The sequence below is a fragment of the Streptomyces sp. NPDC101191 genome (assembly GCF_044767915.1).
In the GTDB taxonomy this organism is placed as follows: Bacteria; Actinomycetota; Actinomycetes; order Streptomycetales; family Streptomycetaceae; genus Streptomyces.
This window is the reverse complement of the sequence record NZ_JBIWOU010000010.1, coordinates 75,818-101,714: the sequence shown is the minus strand read 5'-3', so window position 1 is coordinate 101,714 and position 25,897 is coordinate 75,818. Positions and strand designations below refer to the sequence as shown.

Below are 25,897 nucleotides of genomic sequence, written 5' to 3'. Positions count from 1 at the left end.
GTTCAGTTCCTGGAACGCCCATGCCGTCGCGCTCTGCGCGTGCCCTGGTGGCACCGCACACCGCTCTCGTCGCCCTCTTCACGGCCGGATACCTGGCCCCTTACCTCCTCCCGACCCTCGTCGGCCGCCTGTCCGCGGGCCTGGGCCTGGGCCCGTCCCAAGCCGGCCTGGTCGGCTCGATCCTCCTCCTCGGCTCGGCGTCGGCGGGCTTCACGCTCGCCGCCCGCGTGGACCGCGTCGGCCCGCGCCGGGCGGCACGGCTGGGCCTCACCGCCATGGCGGTCGGCTACGGCACGGCCGCCGCCACGCACGAACTCCCGCTGGTGGTACTCGGCGCGGTCGTCGGCGGCTTCGGCTCGGGCACGTCCACGGCGGTCGCCGCGGCGGGCATCGCGGGCCGCCCCGACCCGCACCGCGCCTCGGCGCTCGGCCTGCTGTCGGTGTCGGCGGCGGCGGGCGCGCTGTATCTGACGCTGCCGCGGCTGGGCGGCGGCCACACGCTGCCGTTCGCGGCGATCGCCGCGACGGCCGTGGCCGTATGGCCGGCCACGAAGGCCCTCGCACCCGCGACCGGGCCCGGCCCGCGGGCCGGGCAGGAGCCGCCCGTCACCGGGCCCCTCCCGCACCGCCGGGCGGGCGCGGTCCTCGCGGGCGCGATCCTGCTCTGGTCGATGGCGCAGAACGCGCTGTGGGGCGTCAGCGGCCGGATCGGCCTGACCCAGGCCGGTCTCTCGGAGGTCGCCCTCGGCGCCGTCTTCGCCGTCGCCCTCGGCGCGGGCCTGGCCGGCGTCGTGGTGGCGGGAGCCCTGGGCTCACGGCTGGGCCGGGCGGTACCGATCGGCGCGGGCACGGCACTCATCGCCGGCTGCGTCCTGCTGAGTTCGGCCGCGGCGACCCCCACCACCTTCGCGACGGGCGAGATCGCGTGGAACGCCCTCTACCCCGTCGTCCTGTCCTACCTCCTCGGCCTGGCCGCCTCCCTGGACCCCCGGGGCCGCTGGGCGGTCCTGGTCGGCTCGGCGTCGTCGCTGGGCGTGGCGTGCGGCCCGGTCACCGGCAGCGTCCTGTCGGAGGCGGCCGGCTACCCGGGCATGGGCGTGACCCTCTGCGCTCTGCTCCTGCTCATCGCCGTCCCCATGACGGCCGTGGCCCGCCATGTCTCGGGTCGACCGCTGGTCCCGGGCTCCGTCCGTCGCCGCGGCGGCGCACCGGCGGCGCTCCTGGCCGCGACCACCACCCCGACCCCGGCCCTCGTCCCCCAACTGGGCGCTCCGGAACAGGACATCGCCCCGATCCACCTGGACGCCCCGGCCCGGCAGGCGGCCAGGTCGGCCTACGACCTGGCCCGCCCGTCGGACCGCGCCTAGGCTCTCCCCCGCTCCTCCCCCCTTGCGGGGCGGAGAACGGGGGGACGGCGAGGGTCGGACGGGCGGGCGGGGGGCCTCAGCGGGCCCGGCGCGCCGGAGTCAGCGGACGCGGTCCGCGGACGTGGTCCGCGGACCTGGCGAAGCGGGCGCACCACGCCCGCCACCTGCGTACGTGCGGAGCCCGCGTACCCGGCACAGGCCCGGGGTCTACTCCCCCGCGAAGTCGTACGCCTCGACCTCCGCCAGGTACCCCGCCCGCCGCTCCTCCTCGTCCTCCAGGAAGGACGCCAGGAAGGAGTTCCGGGCCAGGGTCCGCAGCTGGTCGGCGGACAGCCCGAGCGCCTCGCGGACCGCCGTGAAGTTGTCGTCGGCGTAGCCGCCGAAGTACGCCGGGTCGTCGGAGTTGACCGTCGCGACCAGCCCCGCGCCCAGCATCGCCCGCAGCGGGTGGTCCTCGATCGTGTCGACGGCCCGCAGTCGCACGTTCGACAGCGGGCACAGCGTCAGCGGGATCCGCTCCCGGACGAGGCGCTCCACGAGCTCGGGGTCCTCCAGGCACCGCAGGCCGTGGTCGACCCGCTCGACGCCGAGGACGTCGAGGGCCTCGCGGATGTACGACGGGGGCCCCTCCTCCCCCGCGTGGGCGACCCGCCGCAGGCCGAGGCGGGCGGCCGCCTCGTAGACCTCGCGGAACTTGGCCGGCGGGTTCCCGACCTCGGCCGAGTCCAGCCCGACGCCCGTGATCCGGTCCAGGTACGGCTTAGCGGCCTCCAGCGTCGCCATCGCCGACTCCGCCGACTCGTCGCGCAGGAAGCACATGATGAGCCGGGTGGAGATCCCGTGCCGCTCCCCGGCACGGTCGAGGGCCGCGGAGAGCCCCTCGACCACCACCCCGAAGGGCACGCCGCGCGCCGTATGCGCCTGCGGGTCGAAGAAGATCTCGGCGTGCCGCACGCCCTGCCGCGCGGCCCGCACCAGGTACGCGTCGGCGAGCTCGGTGAAGTCGTCGGCGGTGCGCAGGACCGCCATCAGCGCGTAGTACAGGTCCAGGAAGGACTGGAGGTCGCTGAAGCGGTACGCCTCACGCAACTCCTCGGTGTCGGCGTACGGCAGCGTCACCCCGTTCCGCGCGGCCAGCGCGAACGCCAGCTCGGGTTCGAGGGTGCCTTCGATGTGGAGGTGCAGTTCGGCCTTGGGTACGGGCATCAGGAAACGTTCTGTCTCTTCGGTACGGGGACCCTCATCAGGTCCTGGGCAATACTCAGCTCCCCCTCGAACCCGGCCGCCCGCGCCTGCCGCTCGAACTCCTCCGGCTCGGCGTACCGCTGCGAGAAGTGCGTCAGCACGAGGTGCCGTACGCCCGCGTCCCGGGCGACCGCCGCCGCCTGACCGGCCGTCAGGTGTCCGTGGTCGGTGGCGAGCCGGACGTCCTCGTCGAGGAAGGTCGACTCGATGACGAGCATGTCGGCGCCGTCGGCGAGCGCGTACACCCCGTCGCACAGCCGGGTGTCCATGACGAACGCGAACCGCTGCCCGCGCCGCACCTCGCTCACGTCCTCCAGCGTGACGCCGCCGAGGACGCCCTCGCGCTGGATCCGCCCCACGTCGGGGCCCTTGATGCCGTGCGCGGCGAGCCGCTCCGGCAGCAGCCGGCGCCCGTCGGGCTCGGTGAGCCGGTAGCCGTACGACTCCACGGGGTGCGAGAGCAGGCGCGCGTCGAGCGTGTACGCGTCCGTGACGGCGAGCGCCCCGTCGGCGGCGACCGGCTCCTCGACCAGAAGCACGGTCTCGCGGTAGGCCGTCGCGTACCGCAGGCGCTCGAAGTACTGCTGCCCGCTCGCCGGGTAGTGCGCGGTGACCGGGTGCGGGACCTGGTCGAGGTTGATCCGCTGGATCACCCCGGCCAGCCCCAGCGAGTGGTCGCCGTGGAAGTGCGTGACGCAGATCCGGTTCAGGTCGTGCGCCGCGACCCCGGCCCGGAGCATCTGCCGCTGGGTGCCCTCACCGGGGTCGAAGAGGATGCCGGTCCCGTCCCAGCGCAGCAGGTAGCCGTTGTGGTTGCGGTGCCGGGTGGGTACCTGGCTGGCCGTGCCGAGGACGACCAGTTCGCGTACGGACAAGGGGGGCGTCCCGGTCTATCCGGGCGGCCAGTTGAGGCCGCGGCCGCCGAGGACGTGGGCGTGCGCGTGGAACACGGTCTGGCCGGCACCGGCGCCGGTGTTGAAGACGATGCGGAAGCCGCTTCCGTCGACCTTCTCCTGAGCCGCGATCTCGCCGGCCTCGCGCAGCACGTCGGCGGCGACGGTCGGCGCGGCGGCCGCGAGGGAGGCGGCGTCCGGGTAGTGCAGGCGCGGGATGACCAGGACGTGGGTCGGCGCCTGCGGGTTGATGTCGCGGAACGCGAGGGTCGTCTCCGTCTCGCGCACGATCGTCGCCGGGACCTCCCCTTCCGCGATCTTGCAGAACAGGCAGTCGCTCTGCGGCTCTCCGGCCATGGCCCGGGCCTCCTCGCCTCCGTCGATCATCCGTACACGCGCATGCTATCGGGCACCACGAGCTCCCCGCCGACGCCCGCCGCCCGGGCCGCGCCACGCGCCGGGTGCGGCCTGACCGGGAGGACGAACGCCGGGCGGTGCCACGCGCGCCGGGTCGGCCTGACCGGCAGGACGAACACCGGACCGCGCCACGCGCGCCGGGTGCGGCCTGACCGGGGGACGACCGCCGGACCGCGCCACGCGCGCCGGGTGCGGCCTGACCGGGGGACGAACACCGGACCGCGCCACGCGCCGGGTGCGGCCTGACCGGGGACGACCGTTAGGACCAGCGTCCCGTGCGGCCGAGCACCAGCGCCGCGGCCGCCGTCCCCGCGGTGGAGGTGCGCAGGACGCTGTGCCCGAGGCGGTACGGCCGGGCGCCGGCGCCCTCGAAGAGCGCCAACTCCTCCGGGGACACCCCGCCTTCGGGCCCCACGACGAGCACGATGGACCCCTTGTCCGGCAGCCCGGCGGTGGCGAGCGCACCGCTCGGGTGGTCCCGGTCCTCGTGCAGGACGGCCGCGAAGTCGGCCTCCGCGAGCAGCGCGGCGACCTGCTTGGACGACATCGGGTCGGCCACCTCGGGGAAGCGGGTGCGGCGCGACTGCTTGCCGGCCTCGCGCGCGGTCGCCCGCCACTTCGCGAGCGCCTTCAGACCGCGGTCGCCCTTCCACTGCGTGATGCACCGGGACGCGGCCCACGGCACGATCGCGTCCACGCCGGTCTCCGTCATGATCTCGACGGCCAGTTCGCCGCGGTCGCCCTTGGGCAGGGCCTGGACGACCGTCACGCGCGGCTCGGGTCCGGGCTCCTCGTGGTCCGCGGAGACCCGCACGGTCAGCTGGTCCTTGCCCTCGGCGGACACCACGACGCACTCGGCCCAGCGCCCCCGTCCGTCGGTCAGCACGAGCTCCTCGCCCGAGCGCAGCCGCTTCACGGAGACGGCGTGCCGGCCCTCGGGCCCGTCGAGGAGGAAGCTGCCGCTCCCGGGAACGGTGTCGACGACGAAGACGGGTGCGGTCACGAGGTGCTCCTGGTAGGTGGGGTGCCGGTGGTACGGGTGGTACCGCCGGCATCGCCGGTGGTGGCGCTGCTTGCGAGCCCGGAGAGGGCGGAGTGGAGTTCTTCGACGAGGACCTCGACCAGCCGGCCGGCCGGGAGCTCCCGCGCCATCCGGTGCCCCTGCCCGGCCCACAGGGCCATCCCCTGCGGGTCGCCGGCGATCGCGGCGGCCCTGCGCAGCGGGGCGGTGAGGTGGTGCACCTCGGGGTACGCGGCGGGGGCGTAGGGCCCGTGCTCGCGCAGGAAGCGGTTGACGAGCCCCCGCGCCGGGCGCCCGGAGAAGGCCCGGGTGAACTCGGTGTGGGTGAACAGCGGGTCCGTGAGGGCCCGCTTGTGCAGCGGATGCGCCCCCGACTCGGGACAGGGGAGGAACGCGGTGCCGAGCTGCGCGGCGTCGGCGCCCGCGGCGAGCACGGCGGCGATCTGCCGGCCGCGCATGATCCCGCCGGTCGCGACGAGGGGCAGCCGCACGGCCTCACGGACCTCGGTGAGCAGCGGCAGCAGTCCCCGCCCGCGGCCCGGGGCGGGCCCGTCGGCCGGGTCGTCGCGGTGGGTGCCCTGGTGCCCGCCCGCCTCGGCGCCCTGCACACAGACCGCCCCGGCTCCGGCGCGCTCGGCGGTCCGGGCCTCCTCGACGGACGTGACGGTGGCGATCGTGAACGTACCGACCCGGGCGAAGGCGTCGAGCGCGTCGCGGTCGGGGCAGCCGAAGGTGAAGGAGACGACCGGCACGGGGTCGTCGAGGAGGATCGCCACCTTCGCGTCGTAGGCGTCGTCCCGCCCCTGGTCGGCGTCGCCGAGCGGCGTCTCGTACCAGGTGGCCTCGCCCGCGAGCTGGTGCCGGTAGACCTCGACGGCGGCGGGATCGGCGGGCTGCCCGCCGGGCGGCATGAGGAGGTTGACCCCGAAGGGCCGCGCGGTGAGCGCGCGTACCTGCTTGACCTCCTGGTACAGCCCGCCCGCGGTCTTGTACCCCCCGGCCAGGAACCCGAGCGCCCCCGCCTCGCACACGGCCCCGACGAGCTCGGGACAGGAGGCGCCACCCGCCATCGGGGCCTGCACGATCGGGTGACGAGAGAGATCGTTCAGTGCGGTGGACATGCAGGCATCGTGCCATGCCGGAAGGACCCGGCCGAATCGGTACGGGAGGGGTACGCGGTGGACGCGGGAGCGGTGCGAGAGGGGCCCGCGACCACGCCGCCCGCCCGAAATGCCCCCACCGTGCGGCGAGGCCCGCGGTCCCGGACAACGCGGACGAGGACGGCGCGGCGCATGCGGCCGCCACGACCGCGGAACCCGCCCCGCGGGGAACGCGAAAGGGCGGTCCCGCGGGAAACGCGGGACCGCCCCTTCGCTCGTACCGCCGGCGCCTCAGCGCCCGTTGAACGCGTCCTTCAGACGCGAGAACAGGCCCTGCTGTCCCGGCTGGAACTGCCCTGTCGGGCGCTCCTCGCCGCGCAGCTGGGACAGCTCGCGCAGCAGGCGCTCCTGCTCCGGGTCGAGCTTCGTCGGGGTCTGCACCTCGACGTGGACGATCAGGTCGCCCCGGCCGTTGCCCCGCAGGTGCGTGACACCGCGGCCGTGCAGCGGGATCGACTGGCCGGACTGGGTGCCCGGACGGATGTCGACGTCCTCCAGTCCGTCCAGCGTCTGCAGCTGCACCTTCGTGCCGAGCGCGGCCGCCGTCATCGGGATGGTGACCGTGCAGTGCAGGTCGTCGCCACGCCGCTGGAAGACCTCGTGCGGGACCTCGTGGATCTCCACGTACAGGTCGCCGGCGGGGCCGCCGCCGGGGCCGACCTCGCCCTCGCCCGCGAGCTGGATGCGGGTGCCGTTGTCGACACCGGCCGGGATCTTGACCGTGAGCGTACGGCGGGACCGCACGCGCCCGTCGCCCGCGCACTCGGGGCACGGGGTCGGGACCACGGTGCCGAAGCCCTGGCACTGCGGGCAGGGGCGCGACGTCATGACCTGGCCCAGGAAGGACCGGGTGACCTGGGAGACCTCGCCACGGCCGCGGCACATGTCACAGGTCTGCGCGGTGGTGCCGGGCGCGGCGCCCTCGCCGGAGCAGGTGGTGCAGACGACGGCCGTGTCGACCTGGATGTCCTTGGTGGTGCCGAAGGCCGCCTCGTCGAGGGTGATCTCCAGGCGGATCATCGCGTCCTGGCCGCGCCGGGTGCGCGAGCGCGGCCCGCGCTGGGACGCCGTACCGAAGAAGGCGTCCATGATGTCCGAGAAGTTCCCGAAGCCGCCCGCGCCGAAGCCGCCGGCACCGCCGCCGCCGCCGGCTGCGGACAAGGGGTCCCCGCCGAGGTCGAAGACCTGCTTCTTCTGCGGGTCCGAGAGGACCTCGTAGGCGGCGTTGATCTCCTTGAACCGCTCCTGCGTCTTCGGGTCCGGATTCACGTCCGGGTGAAGCTCACGGGCAAGACGGCGGAAGGCCTTCTTGATCTCGTCCTGCGACGCGTCGCGGCGTACGCCGAGTACGGCGTAGTAGTCGGTGGCCACTTACGACTCCGCCAGGATCTGTCCGACGTAACGTGCCACTGCGCGTACCGCTCCCATCGTTCCGGGGTAGTCCATGCGGGTCGGTCCGACCACGCCGAGTTTGGCGACTGCCTCGCCGCCGGAACCGTAGCCGACCGAGACGACCGACGTGGACGTCAGTCCCTCGTGGGCGTTCTCGTGCCCGATGCGTACGGTCATGCCCGATTCCTTGGCCTCGCCCAGCAGCTTGAGGAGCACGACCTGCTCCTCGAGCGCTTCCAGGACGGGCCTGATCGTCAGGGGGAAGTCGTGTCCGAAGCGGGTCAGATTGGCGGTGCCGCCGATCATGAGCCGCTCCTCCTGCTCCTCGACGAGGGTCTCCAGGAGGGTCGCGAGCACGGTCGTGACCGTGCCGCGGTCCTCGATCTCCTCGAAGGAGTCCGGCAGATCCTGCACCAGCTGCGGCACGTCGGCGAACCGGCGGCCGACGACCCGGCTGTTGAGCCGGGCCCGCAGGTCGGCCAGGGAGTTCTCGCCGAAGGGGGCCGGGCAGTCGATGACCCGCTGCTCGACCCGGCCGGTGTCGGTGATGAGCACCAGCATCAGCCGGGCGGGGGCCAGCGACAGCAGCTCCACGTGCCGGACCGTCGAACGGGTCAGCGACGGGTACTGCACGACGGCGACCTGCCGGGTCAGCTGCGCGAGCAGGCGGACCGTGCGGCCGACGACGTCGTCGAGGTCGACGGCTCCGTCGAGGAAGTTGTGGATCGCCCGCCGCTCCGGGGTCGAGAGCGGCTTGACGCCCGCGAGCCGGTCCACGAAGAGGCGGTAGCCCTTGTCGGTGGGGATGCGGCCGGCGCTGGTGTGAGGCTGGGCGATGTAGCCCTCCTCCTCCAGGACCGCCATGTCGTTGCGCACGGTGGCGGGCGACACGCCGAGCCTGTGGCGCTCGGTCAACGCCTTGGAGCCGACCGGCTCCTCCGTCCCGACGTAGTCCTGGACGATGGCGCGCAGCACCTCGAGTCTGCGTTCGCTGAGCATCGCGCGCACCTCCAGCTGTCGATCCGGTTCCGGTTGCTCCACTTTTGGCACTCGCCCTGCCCGAGTGCCAGGAATCCCCCGGCCAGTGTACGGCGGCGCACATCGCTCCTGGCAAGGAGGCGGGGTCGGAGCGGTCGGAGCGGATAGCGTCGCGTCATGGATCTGGAACGGGAAGACGTGTCGGCGGAGCGGTGGGAAGAGCAGGGCTGGGAGCGCCTCGGCAAGGGGGTGGGACGCCGCCGGATGCCGGGCTGGGACGCCACGGTGGGCCTGGTCGTCGGCCGGGACGCGGTCCTGCTGTACGACACGGGCGCCACCCTCGTGCAGGGCGCCGAACTGCGCGCGCAGGTGGCGTCGATCACAGGCGGCCGGAGGGTGACGCATGTCGCACTCAGCCATCCCCACTTCGACCACGTCCTCGGCACGGCGGTCTTCGCGGGGGCGGAGGTCTTCGGCGCGGTGGGCATGGACGCGCTGCTGCGCCGGGAGGCGGAGGAGCTGCGCCGGGACGCGGTGCAGCAGGGGGTGGACGAGCAGGCCGCGGCGGAGGCCGCCGAGGTCCTGGTCGCCCCGCGCCACACGGTCTCGGGCGAGTGGACCCTCGACCTGGGCGGACGCCAGGTCCTGCTCGCGAACGTCGGCCCCGGCCACTCGGGCCACGACCTGGCGCTCCTCGTGCCGGGCGAGCGGGAGATCGTCTTCTGCGGCGACCTGGTGGAGGAGTCGGGCGAGCCGCAGGCGGGCCCGGACGCGATTCCGTCCCGCTGGCCGGCCGCCCTCGACCGCCTGCTGTCCCTGGCCGGCGAGGACGCGCTCTACGTGCCGGGCCACGGCGCGTTGGTGGACGCGGACTTCGTCCGACGCCAGCGCGATGAACTGGCACGCCGCTTCGAGGTGTCGTAGCGTCGCCCGAATGCGCAGCTACAACCCGGATCTGACGCCTCCTTGGAAGAAGTCGGCTCCCGTGCCGGAGGTCCCGGCCGACCACGACCTCGTCGTCGAAGAGGTCTCGACGGGCTTCTGCGGGGCGGTGATCCGCTGCGAGGCGGGCACGGTCACCCTGGAGGACCGCTTCGGCAAGCACCGGGTCTTCCCGCTGGAACCGCGCGGCTTCCTCCTGGAGGGCCGGGTCGTCACCCTGGTCCGCCCCTCCCGGCCGGCACCGTCCCGCCCCGCCCGTACGGCCTCCGGCTCGGTCGCCGTCCCGGGCGCCCGGGCGCGCGTCGCGCGGGCGGGCCGCATCTACGTGGAGGGCCGCCACGACGCCGAGCTGGTGGAGCGGGTGTGGGGCGACGACCTGCGCATCGAAGGCGTGGTCGTGGAGTACCTGGAGGGCGTCGACGACCTCCCGGCCATCGTCGCCGACTTCGCCCCGGCCCCGGACGCCCGCCTGGGCGTCCTGGTGGACCATCTCGTGGAGGGCTCCAAGGAGTCCCGTATCGCCGCCCGCGTCACCTCGCCCGACGTCCTGGTCGTCGGCCACCCGTACATCGACGTCTGGGAGGCCGTGAAGCCCTCCTCGGTCGGCATCCGCGCCTGGCCGACGGTCCCCCGCGGCCAGGACTGGAAGACCGGCGTCTGCCGCGCCCTGGGCTGGCCCGAGAACACGGGCGCGGCCTGGCAGCACATCCTGTCGAGGGTCCACTCCTACAAGGACCTGGAACCGGCGCTCCTGGGCCGGGTCGAGGAACTCATCGACTTCGTCACGGCCCCGTAAGCGCTGCGCCGCCTCGACTCCCCTGCGGGCCCGCCCGATCCTGCGGTCGCGGCGCCCCGCAGGGGAGTCCAGGACTTCAGCGTCCGGCCGCCGGCCGGCGGCCCCTCCGTGACGCCGGCCCGGCCGCCTACGCCGTCCGCACGGGGGCCGCCGCGTCCCGGCACGGGAGAGCGCGCTCCGCGGGCCTGGGTCCGTGAGGCCCGGCCCGGGTCCCGTGCGGCCCCGGCCCTGGTCGGTCAGTCCACCAGGTCTCGGTCCACCCGGTCGCGGACCACCAGGTCTCAGTCCACCCGGTCGCGGACCACCAGATCTCAGTCCACCAGGTCGCGGACCACCGCGTCGGCCAGCAGCCGCCCCCGCAGCGTCAGCACGGCCAGCCCCTCGGCGTACGGCCCGGGGTCGAGGAGGCCGTCGGCGAGGGCCCGCTCGGCCGCGGCGAGCCCGGCCGGGCGCAGCAGCCCGAGAGGGCAGCCCTCCCGCAGCCGCAGCTCCAGGAGCACCCGCTCCACCCGCCGGTCCTCCTCGGTCAGGAGCTCGCGCCCCGCTCCGGGCGACTTACCGGCCCCCAGCGCCGCCGCGTACGCGCCCGGGTGCTTGACGTTCCACCACCGGACCCCGCCCACGTGGCTGTGGGCGCCCGGTCCGGCGCCCCACCAGTCGGCACCGCGCCAGTAGAGCTCGTTGTGGAGGCAGCGGCCGGCGTCGGAAGTGGCCCAGTTGGACACCTCGTACCACGCGTACCCCGCTCCGGACAGCACGTCCTCGGCGATGAGATAGCGGTCGGCGTGCACGTCGTCGTCGGTCATCGGTATCTCACCGCGCCGGATGCGCCGCGCGAGCTGGGTGCCCTCCTCCACGATGAGCGCGTAGGCGCTGACGTGGTCCGGCCCGGCCCCGATCGCCGCGTCCAGCGAGGCCCGCCAGTCGTCGTCGGACTCGCCGGGCGTGCCGTAGATGAGGTCCAGATTGACGTGCTCGAAGCCGGCCGCGCGCGCCTCGGCGACGCACGCCTCGGGACGCCCTGGTGTGTGGCTGCGGTCGAGGACCTTCAGCACGTGCTGCCGGGCGCTCTGCATGCCGAAGGAGATCCGGTTGAAGCCGCCCTCGCGCAGGGTCGCCAGATACGCGGGGTCGACGGACTCCGGATTCGCCTCCGTCGTCACCTCGGCGTCGTCCGCGAGCCCGAACTCGTCCCGGATCACCGCGAGCATGGACACGAGATCGCCCGCGTCGAGCAGAGTGGGGGTGCCGCCGCCGACGAAGACGGTCCGCACCGGACGCGGGTCGTCGCCGAGGACCTTGCGCGCGAGCCGGATCTCCTCGGCCACCTGCCCCGCGTAGTTGTCCCGGGAGGCGAGCACGCCGCCGGCACCACGCAGCTCGCTCGCGGTGTAGGTGTTGAAGTCGCAGTAGCCGCACCGGGTGGCGCAGTACGGCACGTGCAGATAGAACCCGAGCGGTCGCTCCCCGGCGCCCTGCAGGGCGCTCACGGGCAGCGCACCGTCCTCGGGCATGGGCTCACCATCGGGCAGTACGGAAGGCATGAGCCCATTGTCCCGTACCGCCCGGGGTAGGCCCCGCGCCTGTGGACAACTCCGGAAGGCCCAGGTCAGGCCGGTGGGGCCCGACAGGGCCCGTCAGATCAGCCCGAACCGTACGGCTCGGCGTCACCGGCCCGGCGTCACCGGCGGCCCTGCCCGTCGTGGCGGCGCATGCCGGGCGGGACGGGTCTGCCGGCGCATGCCGGACGGGAGGGGCCTGCCGGGGCTGCCGGGCGGGACGGGCCTGCCGGGCTGGACGCGCCTGCCGGGGGCCTCCCGCACGTGACAGGGCTGCCGGACGGGACGGGGCCGTTCGGCACCGTCACGCCCGCTCGGCCCCGTCACGCCCGCTCGGCCCCGTCACGCCCGCTCGGCCCCGTCCGGCCCGGTCGGCCGGTCAGGCCTCCCGCGACCCCGCGTACATCTCGTCGATCAGGTGCTGGTAGGTCCGCTCCACCACCGGTCGCTTCATCTTCAGGCTCGGCGTGAGCTCGCCGTGCTCGACGTCGAGGTCGCGCGGCAGGAGCCGGAACTTCTTGATCGTCTGCCAGCGCTGCAGCCCCTCGTTGAGGCGGCCGACGTACCCCTCGATCAGCTGCTCGACCTGCGGGGAGGCGACGACCTCCGCGTAGGACCTGCCGCCGAGGCCGTGCTCGGCGGCCCAGCCGAGGATGGCGGGCTCGTCGAGGGCGATGAGGGCGCTGCAGTAGTTCCGGTCGGCGCCGAGCACCACGATGTTGGAGACGAACGGGCAGACGGCCTTGAACTGGCCCTCGATCTCCGTCGGGGCGATGTACTTGCCGCCGGAGGTCTTGAAGAGGTCCTTCTTGCGGTCGGTGATGCGCAGGTAGCCGTCGGCGGACAGCTCGCCGATGTCGCCGGTGTGGAACCAGCCGTCCGGCTCCAGGACCTCCGCGGTCTTCTCCGGCAGGCCGTGGTAGCCCTCCATCACGCCGGGGCTGCGCAGCAGGATCTCGCCGTCGTCGGCGATGCGGACCTCGGTGCCGGGCAGCGGCTTGCCGACCGTGCCGGTGCGGTAGGCCTCGCCGGGGTTGACGAAGGACGCGGCGGAGGACTCCGTGAGGCCGTAGCCCTCCAGGATGTGGATGCCGGCGCCGGAGAAGAAGTAGCCGATCTCCGGGGCGAGCGCGACGGAGCCGGAGACGGCGGCGCGCAGCCGGCCGCCGAAGGCCTCGCGGAGCTTCTTGTAGACGAGCGCGTCGGCGACCTTGTGCTTGGCGGCGAGGCCGAAGGGCGCGGAGGCGGTGCCGGTGCGGCGGAAGTTGTCCTGGGTGACCTTGGCGTACTCGCGGGCGACGCCGGCCGCCCACTGGAAGATCTTGTACTTGGCCGCGCCGCCCTCGCGGGCCTTGGCGGCGACGCCGTTGTAGACCTTCTCGAAGATGCGCGGGACGGCGGCCATGTAGGTGGGCTGCACGACCGGCAGGTTCACGATGATCTTGTCGATGCGGCCGTCGACGGCGGTGACGTGGCCGACCTCGATCTGGCCGGAGGTGAGCACCTTGCCGAAGACGTGGGCCAGCGGCAGCCAGAGGTACTGCACGTCGTCCTGGGTGACCAGGCCGGTGGCCGCGATGGCCTTGGCCATGTACGACCAGTTGTCGTGCGGGAGGCGGACGCCCTTGGGGCGGCCGGTGGTGCCCGAGGTGTAGATGAGGGTGGCGAGCTGGTCGGCGGTGATCGCCCCGACGCGCTCCTTCACGACCTCCGGGTGCTTCTCCAGGTACGCCTTGCCGCGCGCCTCCAGGTCGGCGAGGGTGAGCACCCACTCGTCCGAGGTGTCCGCGCCCTCGGCGTCGATGACGACGACGTGGTGGAGCTTCGGCAGGTCGGCGCGGCACTCGACGGCCTTGGCGAGCTGTGCGGCGTTCTCCGCGATCAGGACGCGCGAGTCGGAGTCGGAGAGGATGAACGCCGACTCCTCGGCGTTGGTCTGCGGGTAGATCGTGGTGACGGCCGCGCCGGCGCACATCACGCCGAGGTCGGCGAGGATCCACTCGACCCGCGTCGAGGAGGCGAGGGCGACCCGCTCCTCCGGCTGGACGCCGAGGTCGATGAGGCCGGCCGCGATGCCGTAGACGCGCTCGGCGGCCTGCGCCCAGCTGAGCGACTTCCAGTCGTCCGGTCCCTGGTCGGAGGCGGCGGGAACCGGGTAGCGGTAGGCCTCCGCGTCCGGCGTCCGCTCGACTCGCTCAAGGAAGAGGGTCGCCACGGACGGCGGCCGGTTCTCGATCAGGGTCTGTGTGTCGCTCACGACGTCCTCCGGGCGGCGGCGGTGCGGTCAGGCGGTGGGCCGGACAGTGCGTAACTAACTGGCGAGTAACCTTCGAGCGGCTTCAGAGTAGAGCGCCGGGGACTGGCGCGTAAGGGCTTGCATATAACGAACGAGTCTGCACGCACTCGGCGTACAGACCCGTTCGGTGGACATGTCGGTGTACGAGGCAGCTACTTCACGGCCTCGACGGCGGCTACTTCTTCGCCTTGCCGCCCGCCGCGTCGTCGCTCGACAGGACGGCGATGAACGCCTCCTGCGGGACCTCGACGGAGCCGACCATCTTCATCCGCTTCTTGCCTTCCTTCTGCTTCTCCAGCAGCTTCCGCTTACGGGAGATGTCACCGCCGTAGCACTTGGCGAGGACGTCCTTGCGGATGGCGCGGATGGTCTCACGGGCGATGACCCGGGAGCCGATGGCCGCCTGGATGGGCACCTCGAAGGCCTGCCGCGGGATGAGCTCGCGCAGCTTGGCGACGAGCCGCACACCGTAGGCGTACGCGGCGTCCTTGTGGGTGACGGCGGAGAAGGCGTCGACCTTGTCGCCGTGCAGCAGGATGTCGACCTTGACCAGGCTGGAGGCCTGCTCGCCGGTGGGCTCGTAGTCGAGCGAGGCGTAGCCGCGGGTCTTGGACTTCAGCTGGTCGAAGAAGTCGAAGACGATCTCGGCCAGCGGCAGGGTGTAGCGGATCTCGACGCGGTCCTCGGAGAGGTAGTCCATGCCGAGGAGGGTGCCGCGCCGGGTCTGGCACAGCTCCATGATCGAGCCGATGAACTCGGTGGGCGCGAGGATCGTGGCGCGCACGACCGGCTCGTGCACCTCGTTGATCTTGCCCTCGGGGAACTCGCTCGGATTGGTGACCGTGTGCTCGGTGCCGTCCTCCATGACCACGCGGTAGACCACGTTGGGGGCGGTGGCGATCAGGTCGAGGCCGAACTCGCGCTCCAGGCGCTCGCGGATGACGTCGAGGTGGAGCAGGCCCAGGAAGCCGACGCGGAAGCCGAAGCCGAGGGCCGCGGAGGTCTCCGGCTCGTAGACCAGCGCGGCGTCGTTGAGCTGGAGCTTGTCGAGGGCCTCTCGGAGGTCGGGGTACTCCGAGCCGTCCAGCGGGTAGAGGCCCGAGAAGACCATCGGCTTCGGGTCCTTGTAGCCGCCGAGCGCCTCGGTGGCGCCCTTGGCCTGCGAGGTGATCGTGTCACCGACCTTGGACTGGCGGACGTCCTTCACGCCGGTGATGAGGTAGCCCACCTCGCCGACGCCGAGGCCGTCGGACGGCGTCATCTCCGGAGAGGAGACGCCGATCTCCAGGAGCTCGTGGGTGGCGCCGGTCGACATCATCCGGATGCGCTCGCGCTTGTTGAGCTGGCCGTCGACGACACGGACGTACGTCACGACGCCGCGGTAGGAGTCGTAGACCGAGTCGAAGATCATCGCGCGGGCGGGGGCGTCCGCGTCGCCCACCGGGGCCGGGATGTCCCGGACGGCCCGGTCGAGCAGCGCCTCGACACCCAGGCCGGTCTTGGCGGAGACCTTGAGCACGTCCTCCGGCTGGCAGCCGATGAGGTTGGCCAGCTCCTCCGCGAACTTCTCCGGCTGGGCGGCCGGGAGGTCGATCTTGTTGAGCACCGGGACGATGGTGAGCTCGTTCTCCATCGCCAGGTAGAGGTTGGCGAGAGTCTGCGCCTCGATGCCCTGGGCGGCGTCCACCAGCAGGATCGTGCCCTCACAGGCTGCCAGCGAACGCGACACCTCGTACGTGAAGTCGACGTGCCCGGGGGTGTCGATCATGTTCAGGATGTGCGTGCGGCCCTGGTCCGGCCCCTCGGTGGGGGCCCAGGGCAGACGGACCGCCTGGGACTTGATCGTGATGCCGCGCTCACGCTCGATGTCCATCCGGTCGAGATACTGGGCGCGCATCTGCCGCTGGTCGACCACACCGGTCAGCTGGAGCATCCGGTCGGCAAGCGTGGACTTGCCGTGGTCGATGTGCGCGATGATGCAGAAATTGCGGATCAGAGCCGGGTCGGTACGGCTCGGCTCGGGCACGTTGGTAGGAGTCGCGGGCACGCAGGGTTCTCGTCTCGGGCGATGTTCAGAACGGATACGTAGGCTCCATGGTCCCATGACTGTGGGCCGGTGCTCGGTTTGGGCGGCCTGGGGAGCGGCTGATAACGTGGACGGCTGTGCCTCGTGTGCCCTCTCAGCTGCGCGGTACATCCTGAAGAAACATCGAACCTGTAAAGGCTCTTTTCGTGGCGAACATCAAGTCCCAGATCAAGCGGAACAAGACCAACGAGAAGGCGCGCCTGCGCAACAAGGCCGTCAAGTCGTCGCTCAAGACCGCGATCCGCAAGGCCCGTGAGGCTGTCGCCGCCGGCGACCTCGAGAAGGCGACCGTTGCCGCTCGTGCCGCCGCGCGTCAGCTCGACAAGGCTGTCTCGAAGGGTGTCATCCACAAGAACGCCGCCGCCAACAAGAAGTCGGCGCTGGCCACCAAGGTTGCCTCCCTTCAGGGCTGAGCTCTGATGTGACACGGCCGCACGGGAACCAGCGGGCCCTCTAACCGCTCCCGCCCGGCCACCCGGCTCCGTACGCGAGACGCGTTCGCCACGCGTGTACGAGCCACAAGCTTGAACGCCGAAGGCCCCGCCGCCCTCCTTCCCCAGGAGGCGACGGGGCCTTCGCCGTACGGGGCGGGCGTGCGTAGGCTCACCGCATGACCGACTTCCTGCCTCTTCTCGTGATCGCCGCGGCGCTCGCCGGGGTGCTGGGCCTGCTGGCCCGCCTGGCCGTCGTGGTGCGCCGCAGGGGCACGGCGGGCGCGGCGATCACGGCGGCGCTGGCCGCGCACGACGAGGCGTTCAGGATCACGGCGCACGAGTCGTACGTGGAGGTCCAGGCGCAGGCCGAGCGCAAGGCTCCGCTGCTGTCACCCGACCCCTGGGCCGCGCGCACCCCGCTGCCGCCCCGGCGCCGTCCGAGCCTCCTCGCCCGCGCGGCACGCCGCACCGGACGCCTGGGCCGCAGGGCCCAGCGCGGCGGTGCGCGCCACAGCGACTGACCACCCGGGCGTCGCGCCTGGGGCGCCGGGGTCGTGATCCGGGCGCTTGGGCCGTGGCTCTGGCCCTTGGGTCGTGGCCCGGGGGGCGGGTGGTGGCCTGGGGGCTGGGCCGTGGTCCGGGGGCCCGGAACGTGGTCCGGGGGGCCGGGACGTGGTCCGGGGGGCCGTGGTCCGGGGGGCCGTGGTGGCCCGGGGCCGGCCGTGGTCCGAGGGGCCGTGGTCCGGGCGCCGGGTGGGGGCCCGTGCCGGGCCGTGGTCCGGGGGGCCGTGATCCGGGGGGGCCGTGGTCCGGGGGGCCATGGTCCGGGGGCCGTGGTCCGGGCGCACGGCACGCCGCACAGGACTCCACGGCCGCAGGGCCGGTGCGGCGGTGCGGCCCACAGTGACTGAACACCCGGCGTCGCGCCTGGGGCGTTGGGCTCGGGCGCCGGGCCGTGGCCCGGAGGCGGGCCGTGGTCCGGGCGCCGGGGTCGTGGTCCGGGCGCCGGGGTCGTGGTCCGGGGGCCGGGCCGTGGCCCGGAGGCGGGCCGTGGTCCGGGGGCCGGGCCGTGGTCCGGGCGCCGGGGTCGTGGCTGGCGCCCGGTGTCGAGACCGGCGCCCGGTGTCGAGGCAGCGACCGCCGGGTCGAGGTCCGGCGGGGGTCGAGGTCCGGCCGGGGGCGAGGTTCGGCTCGCCGGGGCGAGGTTCGGCCGGGGCGACGGCTGCAGTCCCAGCGCGGTCGGGTTCGACGTCCGGCAGCGGTGGGCCCTGGCGTTGCGGCGATCCTCAGCCGCGGCGCATGCGGGCGGCGCGGGCGATGGTGACCACGGCCTTCTCCAGGGCGTACTCGGGGTCGTCGCCGCCGCCCTTGACGCCCGCGTCCGCCTCCGCGACCGCCCTGAGGGCGACCGCCACGCCGTCGGGGGTCCAGCCGCGCATCTGCTGGCGGACCCGGTCGATCTTCCACGGCGGCATGCCGAGCTCCCGCGCCAGGTCTGCCGGTCGCCCCCCGCGCGCGGAGGAGAGCTTCCCGATGGCCCGCACACCCTGCGCGAGCGCGCTGGTGATCAGAACGGGCGCGACCCCGGTCGACAGGGACCAGCGCAGCGCCTCCAGGGCCTCCGCCGCCCGTCCCTCGACGGCGCGGTCGGCGACCGTGAAGGACGACGCCTCGGCGCGGCCGGTGTAGTAGCGCCCGACGACCGCCTCGTCGATCGTCCCGTCGACGTCCGCCGTCAACTGCGCCGCCGCGGAGGCCAGCTCCCGCAGATCGCTGCCGATCGCGTCGACGAGCGCCTGGCACGCCTCGGGCGTGGCCGAACGCCCGAGCGTCCGGAACTCCTGCCGCACGAACGTCAGCCGCTCCGCCGGCTTCGTCGTCTTCGGACAGGCCACCTCGCGCGCGCCGGCCTTGCGGGCCGCGTCGAGGAGCCCCTTGCCCTTGGCCCCGCCGGCGTGCAGCAGTACGAGGCTGATCTCCTCGACCGGCGCGTCGATGTAGGCCTTGATCTCCTTGATCGTGTCCGCCGACAGGTCCTGCGCGTTCCGTACGACCAGGACCTTGCGTTCGGCGAAGAGGGAGGGGCTGGTCAGCTCCGCCAGCGAGCCGGGCTGGAGCTGTTCGGGGCCGAGATCGCGCACGTCCGTGTCGGCGTCGGCGGCACGGGCCGCCGCCACGACCTCGCGGACCGCGCGGTCAAGCAGCAGGTCCTCCTGGCCCACGGCGAGCGTGACGGGGGCGAGGAGATCGTCGGGGGAAGACTTCTTGGTGGCCATCGCGCTCCAGCATCCCACGGGGCACCGACAGCGGGTCCGGCCCCGGTCCGGCCGTCGTCGAGAATGTGCACGTGAGCGATGTGAGACACGTACTGGTCCTGCCCGACCGCGACGCGGCCGAGGAGGTCGCCGGGGAACTCCCCGACCGCTTCGGCCTCGCCGAGGAACCCCAGCTCGTCCGGGACGCCCTGGCCGGCGAGGACGACGCCGAGGACGCCCAGTGGCTGGTGGTGGTCGAGGACCCGGAAGCCCGCCTGGACCCGTCGGCCCTGGACGCACTGGCCGCCGAGTACGAGGGCTGGCTCGAAGCTCCCTAGCCGTGTCCTCCGGATCGGCCGGCCCCGCGGCTACGCCGGCGTCTTGGGCACGATCTGGATGTCCAGATCGATCGTGATGCTGGAGCCGATCGCCGCGATCCCCCGGGCGAGCAGGGTCTGCCAGGTCAGCGTGAAGTCCTCGCGGTGCAGTTCGGTGGTCGCCCGGCAGGCGCCCCGGGTCTCGCCCTGCAGTCCGCTGCCGAGGCCCAGGTACCGGGTGTCGAGGGTGACCGTACGGCTGACGCCGTGCAGGGTGAGCGCGCCGGTGACGGCCCATCGGCTGCCGCCCTTGTGGACGAAGCGCTCGCTGTAGAAGTCCAGCGTCGGGAAGGTGCCGACGTCGAGGAAGTCGCCGGAGCGCAGGTGGTCGTCGCGCATCTGTACGCCGGTGTCGATGGAGGCCGCGTCGATCACGACGTGCATGGCCGACTGCTCCATCCGCTCGGCGATCCGGACCGCTCCGGCGAAGCTGTTGAACCGGCCGTGGATCCGCGCGAGGCCGATGTGCCGCGCGGTGAAGCCGATCTGGGAGTGCATCGGGTCGATCTCCCAGTCGCCCGGCTCGGGCAGCTGCTGCTGGGGTGCGACCTGGAGCAGCACGTCGCCGAGGCTCGCGTGCGTGCTCTCCGCGACGACGGCGTTGCCGTGGTACGGCGTGTAGCCCTCGGCCGTGACCGCGAGCCGGTACTCCCCGGCGGGTACGGTCGCGAGGACGCTGCCGTACGGATCGGTCTCCCCGGCGAGGACCTTGCGGCCCGCGGCGTCGCTGACCGTGAACTCGGCCTGGCGGACCGGTTCGCTCACGGGGTCCAGGACCCGGCAGCTCAGGACCCCCGCCGACGGCGGCACGGCGAGTCCCGCGAGCGGGCCGCCCGGAGAGGCTCCCGCACGACGCCGACCGAACAGACCGAACACTTCACGTACCCCCGGACAAACCGCTCGCGTTTTCACACCGACGAAGACGCATTCGATCACTGTTGCGCCGTTCGAGGCAAACAGCGGAAGTGTTACCGGAGGTCCGAATTGAACGTTCCGCTCACGCGCGTGACGCGACCGGCGCCTGCTCCGGCAGTTCGCGCAGCCGCGGGAGCGGCGAGGGCAGCACCCAGAGCACCGCGAAAACCGCGCCCCCGGTGGCGAGCCACAGCGTGGGCCGCAGGCCGAGCGTCGTGCCGAGCAGGCCACCGGCGAGCGCGCCGAGCGGGCGGAAACCCTGGTTGAGGGTCCGAAAGGCCCCCATCACCCGCGAGCGGACGCCGTCGGGTATCAGCGCCATCTGCAACGACCCGGCCGCGACGTCGACCACCATCACCCCGGCGCAGGAGAGGAACTCGGCGGCGAAGAGCAGTACGAGGACCAGCGGCAGCGGGCCGCCGGCGGCCGGTATGAGGAGCAGCGGCAGGGTGAAGCCCAGGAAGCCGGCCACGAGGGACGGCCCGATGCCGATCCGCCGCACGACCGCCCCGCTGCACAGCGCCCCGATCACCCCGCCCACCGCACCCGCCGCGAGCGCCGCGCCCAGCACGCCGGCGCTCAGGCCGAGTTCGGTCGTCGCGTACAGCACGAAGAGGGTGTGGAAGGCGTAGTTGAAGAACTGCACCGTGCCGGAGGCCGCGAACAGCGCGCGCATCGAGGGGTTCCCCACCACCCAGCGCAGCCCCTCGGTGAAGTGCCCCTTCTCGACCGGCGCCGGAGCGGGCTCCGCAGGATCGATCCGGGCCAGGTACCCGGCCGAGACCACGTAGGTGAGCGCGTCCGCCACCAGCGCGAAGGGCGCGGTGAGCACCTGCACCAGCACCCCGCCGATGCCCGGACCGGCCAGCCAGGCCATCGAACGGCTGCCGTTGACGAGCGAGTTCGCCTGCACGTAGCGCTCGGTCGGGACGAGCGCCACGAACAGGGTGGCGTTGCACGCCTCGAAGAGCACGCTGAGCGCACCCACCCCGAAGGCCACCGCGTACAGCTGACCGAGCGTCAACACGTCCAGGAGGTAGGCGGCCGGCAGGGTCAGCAACAGCGCCGCCCGCGCGAGGTCTGTCGCGATCATGGCGCGCCGACGCCGGGCCTGCCGGTCCGCCCAGGCTCCGAACGGCAGGTTGAGCAGCAGGGCGGGCAGCAGCTCGGCCGTCTTCAGCCAGCCCATCTCGGCGGCGTCGGCCCCCAGGACGAGGACGGCGGCCAGCGGGAGCGCCATGAGCGAGATCTGGTCGCCGACGAGGGACACCGTCTGACCGGTCCAGTACCGCCGGAACGCCCGCACGCGCAGCAGCGCGGGTATCCGTGCCCCGATCCCCATCGCTCACTCCCCCTCGTCGCCGCTGCCGGCGCTGCCCGCGCCACCCTTGCCGTTGCCGCCGTTGCCGCCGTCGGTACCGTCCGCCGTCTCCGCGTCCACGCCGCCGGGAATCTCGCGGTCCAGGAAGGCGAGCTGCACGAAGGCGACCGCCTCGGCCCCCTCGGGCCGCAGCGCCGGGTCCCGCTCGCGCTCCTCGTAGGGCCGCAGCAGTTCCTCGATCCGCTCCCCGAGACCGGTGAGCTCATCGGGGGTCAGATGGAACAGCGCGTCGCTGTACCGCTCGGCCTCCCGCCACTCCGGGGGCAGCGTGTGCCGGTTCTCCACCGCCCGGAGGACCCGTTGGAAGTACAGCTCGATCGCGGCACCGCTGAGCGCGTCCGCCGCCTCGGCGACGGCCGCGTCCTCGCTGTGGTCCGGCCACTCCGTGTACTGCGCCGTGGCCCGCCAGGGCTTCTCCCGGCCCTTGCCGCCCGGGGCCTGCTCGACCAGGCCGTACTTGGCGAGTATCCGCAGGTGGTACGAGCAGCTGGCGACGGACTCGCCGGTCAGCTCGGCCGCCCTGGTGGCGGTGAACGGCCCGCTGCGCCGCAGGAGGCCCACCAGGGTCATCCGCGTCGGATGGGCGTAGGCCCGGAGGGCCCGGGGGTCCGTCAGCCGGATGCTGCGGGGCTGCTGATCGGTCATGATGAAAACATATCTTTAGAAAGACTCCTTTACAAGCGTTCCTTTACAAGGACTGTCGCCGCCGGATCCCCGGCGCCGCCTCAGTCCGCCCCGCTGCCCGACGCGTGCGCCGCCAGCTCCGCCCCCGCACCGGTCACCGCGATCGCGCCCTCCCGGTCCGTGCTCAGCACCCTCGCCCCGCCGGCCCGCAGCGCCCCCACCGTCCTAGGCGAGGGGTGGCCGTACGGGTTGTCCCGGCCCGCCGAGACCAGCGCGAGCCGGGGTCGTGCCGCCCGTATGAGCCCGGGATCCTGGTGGGCCGAGCCATGGTGGGCGACCTTGAGCACATCGACGGGCGGCAGCGCCGGATACGCCCGCAGCAGGGCCTGCTGCGCCGGAGGTTCGAGGTCGCCGAGCAGCAGCAGCGTCACCCCTCCGGCGGTCCGGACGAACAAGGTGACACTGGCGTCGTTCGCCCCCGACCCCACCGGCTCGCCCGGCTCCCCCTCCGCCACCGGTACCGCGGCGCCGGGTCCGGCCCGGGGCCACAGGACCCGCCACTCCAGCGGTCCGAGCCTGCGCCGCTCCCCCGCCCCGGCCGGCACCAACGGCACTCCGGCCGCCAGCGCCGTCCGCCGTACGAACTCCGCCTGCTCCACCGGCTCTTCGAGTCCGGTCACCTGGATCGCCCCCACCGACCGCCCGCGCAGCACCCCCGGCAGGCCGGCCACATGGTCCGCGTGGAAGTGGGTGAGTACCAGGAGCGGGATCCGGCGCACCCCGAGGTCGCGCAGGCAGCGGTCGACCGGCTCCGCGTCCGGCCCTGCGTCGACCACCACGGCGGTGTCCCCGCCCGCCGCGAGCACGGTCGCGTCCCCCTGGCCGACCTGGCACATCGCGAACACCCAGCCCGGCGGCGGCCATCCCGTGACCAGCCGGACCAGCGGCGGCGGCCGCACCACGGCCAGGAACAGCAGCACGGCGCAGCCCGCCCCGATCCACCGCCGGTACGGCGCGCGCCACAGGGCGAGCAACAGCAGCCCCGATACCAGCGCGAGCAGCAGGCCGCCCCACCAGCCGTCCGGCCAGGCGGTCTCGGCGCCGGGCAGTTCCGCCCCCGTGCGGGCCACCTTCGCGATCCACCCCGCGGGCAGACCCGCGATCGCCGCCACCACCTCCGCCGCTCCCGGCCACACGGCCGCGAGGGCCAGGGTGGCGAATCCGAGGACCGTGGCCGGGGCCACCGCGGGTTCCACGAGCAGATTGGCGGGGACGGCGACCAGGCTCACCCGGGCCGCGAACACCGCCACGACGGGCGCGCAGACCACCTGGGCCGCGAGGGTCGCGCCCAGCGCCTCGGCGATCCGGCCGGGCACCCTGCGCCGCCGCAGCGCATCGCTCCAACGCGGAGCCACCGTGAGCAGCGCCCCCGTGGCCAGGACGGAGAGCAGGAAGCCGTAACTCCGGGCCAGCCAGGGGTCGTAGAGCACGAGGAGGAGCACCACCGCGGCGAGCGCCGGGATCAGCGAGCGGCGTCGGCCGGTCGCGATCGCGATCAGCGTCACGAGCCCGCACGCGGCCGCGCGCAGCACGCTCGGGTCGGGGCGGCACACGATCACGAAGGCGAGGGTCAGCCCGCCCCCGGCGAAGGCCGTGGCCCGCAGCGGAATGCCGAGTGCGGGCGCCAGCCCACCCCGCTCGACCTGCTGCGCCGTACCGGGTCTGCCGATGAGCAGCAGCAGGACGACCGTGAGGTTCGAGCCCGAGACGGCGAGGAGATGGGTCAGGTCCGTGGCCTCGAAGGCCTCCTTCAGGTCGGGCCCGACCCGTGAGGTGTCGCCCACCACGAGGCCCGGAAGCAGCGCCCGGGCGTCCGGGGCCAGCCCCTCGGTCGCCCGCCGCAGCCCGGCCCGCAGGTCCCCGGCCGTCCGCTGGAGCGTGCTGGGTGGCCCGACGATCCGGGGCGGCCCGTTGGCGTCGGCCCGCAGCACAGCGGCGACCGTGTCGCCGGCTCGCGCCGGCGCGAGCCGGCCTCCCACCCCGATCCGGGTCGAGGGCAGCAATCGCAGCCACTCCTCCCGCCCTTCCCGCGCGGGCACGAGCACCAGGACCGGTGCCCGGGTCCGGTGCACGGCGCCGTCCCGCCCCTCGACCCTGACTGCCTGGCCCGTCACGACCACGAAGACCGGAGCCGCCCGGCTGCCGCTCACCCGGGGCCGGGTGAGTCGCGGATCGGCGGTGACCGTCACCTCCACGACCACCCGGGCCTCCGTGCGCGCGAGCTCGGGGACCGGACCGCGCCGCAGGTCGGCCGCGTGCAGCCCGCCCGAGGCGGCCCCCGCCCCGGCGCAGAGCAGCACTCCGGCGCAAGCGGTCGCCCGCAGTCCGCGCCGCCCGGCCGGCACCAGCAGCAGCGCCGCACCGGCCAGGCAGAACAGCACGCCCGCGACCGTCCACCAGCCGGCGGCGCCCACGGCGAGCGCCGCACCGCCCCAGGCGGCGAGGGCCGGCGGGACGAGCCGCAGATCGGCCGGGCCCTCGTCCCACCCGGGCGGGCGGCCGATGTCCCCGCTCACGGCCGGACCAGCGGAGCGAGGTCCGCGAACCGGCGTGCGCCGATCCCGTTGACGTCCCGCAGCTCGGCGACCGATCGGAACCCCCCGTGCTCGACGCGGTGTTCCACGATGTGCCGGGCGAGCACCGGGCCGACCCCGGGCAGCCCGTCGAGCTGCTCCACGGTCGCCGTGTTGAGGCTCAACGGGGCGACCGGCCCCGGCGGCCCGGGAGGCGTCCCACCGCCTCCGCCCGGCGCTCCGCCGGCTCCCGCACCGCTCGTTCCCGAACCGCTCACGAGGGCGCCCGGCAGTCCGACCACGACCTGTTCACCGTCCAGCAGGACCCTGGCCCGGTTGAGGCCCGTCAGGTCCGTGCCGGGGCGCGCACCACCGGCCGCGCGCAGGGCGTCGGTCACGCGGGATCCGGCGGGCAGCGTGAAGACCCCGGGGCGGAGCACCTTGCCCCCGACGTCCACCACGATCACCGCGGCGCCGGCGGCGGCACGCGTGCCCACCCCGGCCCCGGGCACCCCCGGTCCTGTCGCTCCCACTCCTCCGCCCGTCGGCGGCGGGTCGGCGGACCCGGGGAGGGGCGGGGCGGTCTCCGGCAGCGGCCGGGTCGCGGCCACCACCTCGGGCGCGCTGACCTGCTGGGGGCGTCCCGTCCAGAAGAAGGTGCCGGCGACGCCGGCCGCCACGACCAGGACGACGCCGAGGGCCGCCAGCGAACGCCGTTCGAGCCCGCAGCGCGCCTGGATCCAGAGCGGCATCCGCTCCCGCAGAGCGAGCCGTAAGCGTTCCCCGCGGGGCACGGGTGGTTCCGGTCCTGCCCGTTCCCCCACCGTGGCTTCGGGCGCCTCAAGCGGTTCGGGAGCGCGCTGGTCCGGCGGCGCGGCCGAGGGGAACAGCGCGTCGCCCCTGCGTCGGAGCGCCTCCGACGTGGGCCCTGCCGCGTGCCGCCCGGAGCTTCCGCCCCGTGCCGCACGAGCCGTCGGCGGACGGCGGCGGGCGGCGCGGCCGTCCGATCCCGGTGCCCGGCCGGGTCCGCTGGTGGGTGCGCCGCGGCGCGATCCGATGTGTGTGCGAAGAGTCATGGATCCGACGGTAGGGACTTCCGCCCGCACCTGCCGAGATCACTCGAATCCGGTGGACAACTACCCAGTTGTGGATAACTTCGTCACCCGCACGGGGGATCGTGCGGCCA

At 73.8% G+C, this 25,897-nt stretch carries 22 protein-coding genes; 6 read left to right on the top strand and 16 right to left on the bottom strand.

The window, feature by feature from the left end; translation table 11 throughout:
• Positions 1 to 20: 20 nt before the first annotated feature.
• Complete coding sequence (locus ACIRQF_RS32150) at positions 21 to 1,367, top strand: MFS transporter (RefSeq protein ID WP_404097698.1); 1,347 nt, start codon at positions 21 to 23, stop codon at positions 1,365 to 1,367.
• Positions 1,368 to 1,574: 207 nt separating this feature from the next.
• Here ACIRQF_RS32150 and ACIRQF_RS32145 read toward each other — a convergent pair whose 3' ends face one another.
• From ACIRQF_RS32145 to hrcA, 7 genes are all read right to left on the bottom strand, one after another.
• Positions 1,575 to 2,573 (bottom strand): adenosine deaminase, encoded by a 999-nt coding sequence (locus tag ACIRQF_RS32145; RefSeq protein WP_404097695.1) that lies wholly within the window; start codon positions 2,571 to 2,573, stop codon positions 1,575 to 1,577.
• Positions 2,573 to 3,487 (bottom strand): ribonuclease Z, encoded by a 915-nt coding sequence (locus ACIRQF_RS32140; RefSeq protein WP_404097692.1) that lies wholly within the window; start codon positions 3,485 to 3,487, stop codon positions 2,573 to 2,575. Before ACIRQF_RS32140 ends, ACIRQF_RS32145 begins: the two co-directional genes overlap by 1 nt.
• 15 nt (positions 3,488 to 3,502) lie before the next feature.
• Positions 3,503 to 3,862, bottom strand: a complete 360-nt coding sequence (locus ACIRQF_RS32135) for a histidine triad nucleotide-binding protein (protein WP_376630679.1) — start codon at positions 3,860 to 3,862, stop codon at positions 3,503 to 3,505.
• Between the two features lie 319 nt (positions 3,863 to 4,181).
• The gene (locus tag ACIRQF_RS32130) at positions 4,182 to 4,925 is read right to left on the bottom strand and encodes a 16S rRNA (uracil(1498)-N(3))-methyltransferase (RefSeq protein WP_376630327.1); all 744 of its coding nucleotides are present in this window, start codon (positions 4,923 to 4,925) and stop codon (positions 4,182 to 4,184) included.
• Entirely contained in the window at positions 4,922 to 6,064 is a 1,143-nt protein-coding gene (locus ACIRQF_RS32125; RefSeq protein ID WP_404097690.1) for a nitronate monooxygenase, read from the bottom strand. Before ACIRQF_RS32125 ends, ACIRQF_RS32130 begins: the two co-directional genes overlap by 4 nt.
• A 270-nt stretch (positions 6,065 to 6,334) precedes the next feature.
• Positions 6,335 to 7,474 (bottom strand): molecular chaperone DnaJ, encoded by a 1,140-nt coding sequence (dnaJ, locus tag ACIRQF_RS32120; protein ID WP_376630331.1) that lies wholly within the window; start codon positions 7,472 to 7,474, stop codon positions 6,335 to 6,337.
• Positions 7,475 to 8,494: a heat-inducible transcriptional repressor HrcA gene (gene hrcA, locus ACIRQF_RS32115; RefSeq protein ID WP_376630333.1), complete on the bottom strand. Its 1,020-nt coding sequence runs from the start codon at positions 8,492 to 8,494 to the stop codon at positions 7,475 to 7,477.
• Between the two features lie 156 nt (positions 8,495 to 8,650).
• Here hrcA and ACIRQF_RS32110 point away from each other — a divergent pair, with 156 nt between their 5' ends.
• Together ACIRQF_RS32110 and ACIRQF_RS32105 are read left to right on the top strand one after the other, a co-directional pair.
• Entirely contained in the window at positions 8,651 to 9,397 is a 747-nt protein-coding gene (locus ACIRQF_RS32110; RefSeq protein WP_376630335.1) for an MBL fold metallo-hydrolase, read from the top strand.
• Between the two features lie 10 nt (positions 9,398 to 9,407).
• Positions 9,408 to 10,211: a DUF3097 domain-containing protein gene (locus tag ACIRQF_RS32105; RefSeq protein ID WP_376630337.1), complete on the top strand. Its 804-nt coding sequence runs from the start codon at positions 9,408 to 9,410 to the stop codon at positions 10,209 to 10,211.
• A gap of 311 nt (positions 10,212 to 10,522) precedes the next feature.
• On the opposite strand, the gene hemW is transcribed toward ACIRQF_RS32105, so the two are convergent.
• The 3 genes from hemW to lepA form a co-directional block, all read right to left on the bottom strand.
• On the bottom strand, positions 10,523 to 11,755 hold the full coding sequence (hemW, locus tag ACIRQF_RS32100) for a radical SAM family heme chaperone HemW (protein WP_376630339.1): 1,233 nt from the start codon (positions 11,753 to 11,755) through the stop codon (positions 10,523 to 10,525).
• 394 nt (positions 11,756 to 12,149) lie between these two features.
• On the bottom strand, positions 12,150 to 14,027 hold the full coding sequence (locus ACIRQF_RS32095; protein ID WP_376630341.1) for an AMP-dependent synthetase/ligase: 1,878 nt from the start codon (positions 14,025 to 14,027) through the stop codon (positions 12,150 to 12,152).
• A gap of 214 nt (positions 14,028 to 14,241) precedes the next feature.
• Positions 14,242 to 16,113: a translation elongation factor 4 gene (gene lepA, locus ACIRQF_RS32090; protein WP_376630343.1), complete on the bottom strand. Its 1,872-nt coding sequence runs from the start codon at positions 16,111 to 16,113 to the stop codon at positions 14,242 to 14,244.
• A gap of 185 nt (positions 16,114 to 16,298) precedes the next feature.
• Between lepA and rpsT the strand changes: the two genes are divergently transcribed.
• Both rpsT and ACIRQF_RS32080 read left to right on the top strand, forming a co-directional pair.
• Entirely contained in the window at positions 16,299 to 16,565 is a 267-nt protein-coding gene (gene rpsT, locus ACIRQF_RS32085) for a 30S ribosomal protein S20 (protein WP_376630345.1), read from the top strand.
• Between the two features lie 197 nt (positions 16,566 to 16,762).
• Positions 16,763 to 17,107: a hypothetical protein gene (locus ACIRQF_RS32080; protein ID WP_404097684.1), complete on the top strand. Its 345-nt coding sequence runs from the start codon at positions 16,763 to 16,765 to the stop codon at positions 17,105 to 17,107.
• Between the two features lie 765 nt (positions 17,108 to 17,872).
• On the opposite strand, the gene holA is transcribed toward ACIRQF_RS32080, so the two are convergent.
• Positions 17,873 to 18,862 (bottom strand): DNA polymerase III subunit delta, encoded by a 990-nt coding sequence (gene holA, locus ACIRQF_RS32075; RefSeq protein ID WP_376630349.1) that lies wholly within the window; start codon positions 18,860 to 18,862, stop codon positions 17,873 to 17,875.
• 71 nt (positions 18,863 to 18,933) lie between these two features.
• Here holA and ACIRQF_RS32070 point away from each other — a divergent pair, with 71 nt between their 5' ends.
• Complete coding sequence (locus ACIRQF_RS32070) at positions 18,934 to 19,179, top strand: hypothetical protein (protein WP_404097680.1); 246 nt, start codon at positions 18,934 to 18,936, stop codon at positions 19,177 to 19,179.
• A gap of 30 nt (positions 19,180 to 19,209) precedes the next feature.
• Here the strand turns inward: ACIRQF_RS32070 and ACIRQF_RS32065 are convergent, their stop codons facing one another.
• The 5 genes from ACIRQF_RS32065 to ACIRQF_RS32045 all read right to left on the bottom strand — a co-directional run bounded on the left by ACIRQF_RS32065 (position 19,210) and on the right by ACIRQF_RS32045 (position 25,463).
• Positions 19,210 to 20,094 (bottom strand): YceI family protein, encoded by an 885-nt coding sequence (locus ACIRQF_RS32065; protein WP_382479812.1) that lies wholly within the window; start codon positions 20,092 to 20,094, stop codon positions 19,210 to 19,212.
• 121 nt (positions 20,095 to 20,215) lie between these two features.
• Positions 20,216 to 21,475, bottom strand: a complete 1,260-nt coding sequence (locus ACIRQF_RS32060; protein ID WP_404097677.1) for an MFS transporter — start codon at positions 21,473 to 21,475, stop codon at positions 20,216 to 20,218.
• A 3-nt stretch (positions 21,476 to 21,478) separates the two neighbouring features.
• On the bottom strand, positions 21,479 to 22,159 hold the full coding sequence (locus tag ACIRQF_RS32055; protein ID WP_404097674.1) for a winged helix-turn-helix domain-containing protein: 681 nt from the start codon (positions 22,157 to 22,159) through the stop codon (positions 21,479 to 21,481).
• A gap of 80 nt (positions 22,160 to 22,239) precedes the next feature.
• Positions 22,240 to 24,714 (bottom strand): ComEC/Rec2 family competence protein, encoded by a 2,475-nt coding sequence (locus tag ACIRQF_RS32050; protein ID WP_404097671.1) that lies wholly within the window; start codon positions 24,712 to 24,714, stop codon positions 22,240 to 22,242.
• Positions 24,711 to 25,463, bottom strand: a complete 753-nt coding sequence (locus ACIRQF_RS32045) for a helix-hairpin-helix domain-containing protein (RefSeq protein WP_404097668.1) — start codon at positions 25,461 to 25,463, stop codon at positions 24,711 to 24,713. Before ACIRQF_RS32045 ends, ACIRQF_RS32050 begins: the two co-directional genes overlap by 4 nt.
• Between the last annotated feature and the right edge of the window lie 434 nt (positions 25,464 to 25,897).

What these genes read in the sequence shown, in the direction of transcription:
- ACIRQF_RS32045 (WP_404097668.1), bottom strand. Translation starts at nt 25,463, where the DNA reads ATGCCGCTCTGGATCCAGGCGCGCTGCGGGCTCGAACGGCGTTCGCTG.
- ACIRQF_RS32125 (WP_404097690.1), bottom strand. Translation starts at nt 6,064, where the DNA reads ATGTCCACCGCACTGAACGATCTCTCTCGTCACCCGATCGTGCAGGCC.
- ACIRQF_RS32145 (WP_404097695.1), bottom strand. Translation starts at nt 2,573, where the DNA reads ATGCCCGTACCCAAGGCCGAACTGCACCTCCACATCGAAGGCACCCTC.
- hrcA (WP_376630333.1), bottom strand. Translation starts at nt 8,494, where the DNA reads ATGCTCAGCGAACGCAGACTCGAGGTGCTGCGCGCCATCGTCCAGGAC.
- ACIRQF_RS32105 (WP_376630337.1), top strand. Translation starts at nt 9,408, where the DNA reads ATGCGCAGCTACAACCCGGATCTGACGCCTCCTTGGAAGAAGTCGGCT.
- ACIRQF_RS32150 (WP_404097698.1), top strand. Translation starts at nt 21, where the DNA reads ATGCCGTCGCGCTCTGCGCGTGCCCTGGTGGCACCGCACACCGCTCTC.
- ACIRQF_RS32110 (WP_376630335.1), top strand. Translation starts at nt 8,651, where the DNA reads ATGGATCTGGAACGGGAAGACGTGTCGGCGGAGCGGTGGGAAGAGCAG.
- holA (WP_376630349.1), bottom strand. Translation starts at nt 18,862, where the DNA reads ATGGCCACCAAGAAGTCTTCCCCCGACGATCTCCTCGCCCCCGTCACG.
- ACIRQF_RS32135 (WP_376630679.1), bottom strand. Translation starts at nt 3,862, where the DNA reads ATGGCCGGAGAGCCGCAGAGCGACTGCCTGTTCTGCAAGATCGCGGAA.
- ACIRQF_RS32080 (WP_404097684.1), top strand. Translation starts at nt 16,763, where the DNA reads ATGACCGACTTCCTGCCTCTTCTCGTGATCGCCGCGGCGCTCGCCGGG.
- hemW (WP_376630339.1), bottom strand. Translation starts at nt 11,755, where the DNA reads ATGCCTTCCGTACTGCCCGATGGTGAGCCCATGCCCGAGGACGGTGCG.
- ACIRQF_RS32055 (WP_404097674.1), bottom strand. Translation starts at nt 22,159, where the DNA reads ATGACCGATCAGCAGCCCCGCAGCATCCGGCTGACGGACCCCCGGGCC.
- ACIRQF_RS32060 (WP_404097677.1), bottom strand. Translation starts at nt 21,475, where the DNA reads ATGGGGATCGGGGCACGGATACCCGCGCTGCTGCGCGTGCGGGCGTTC.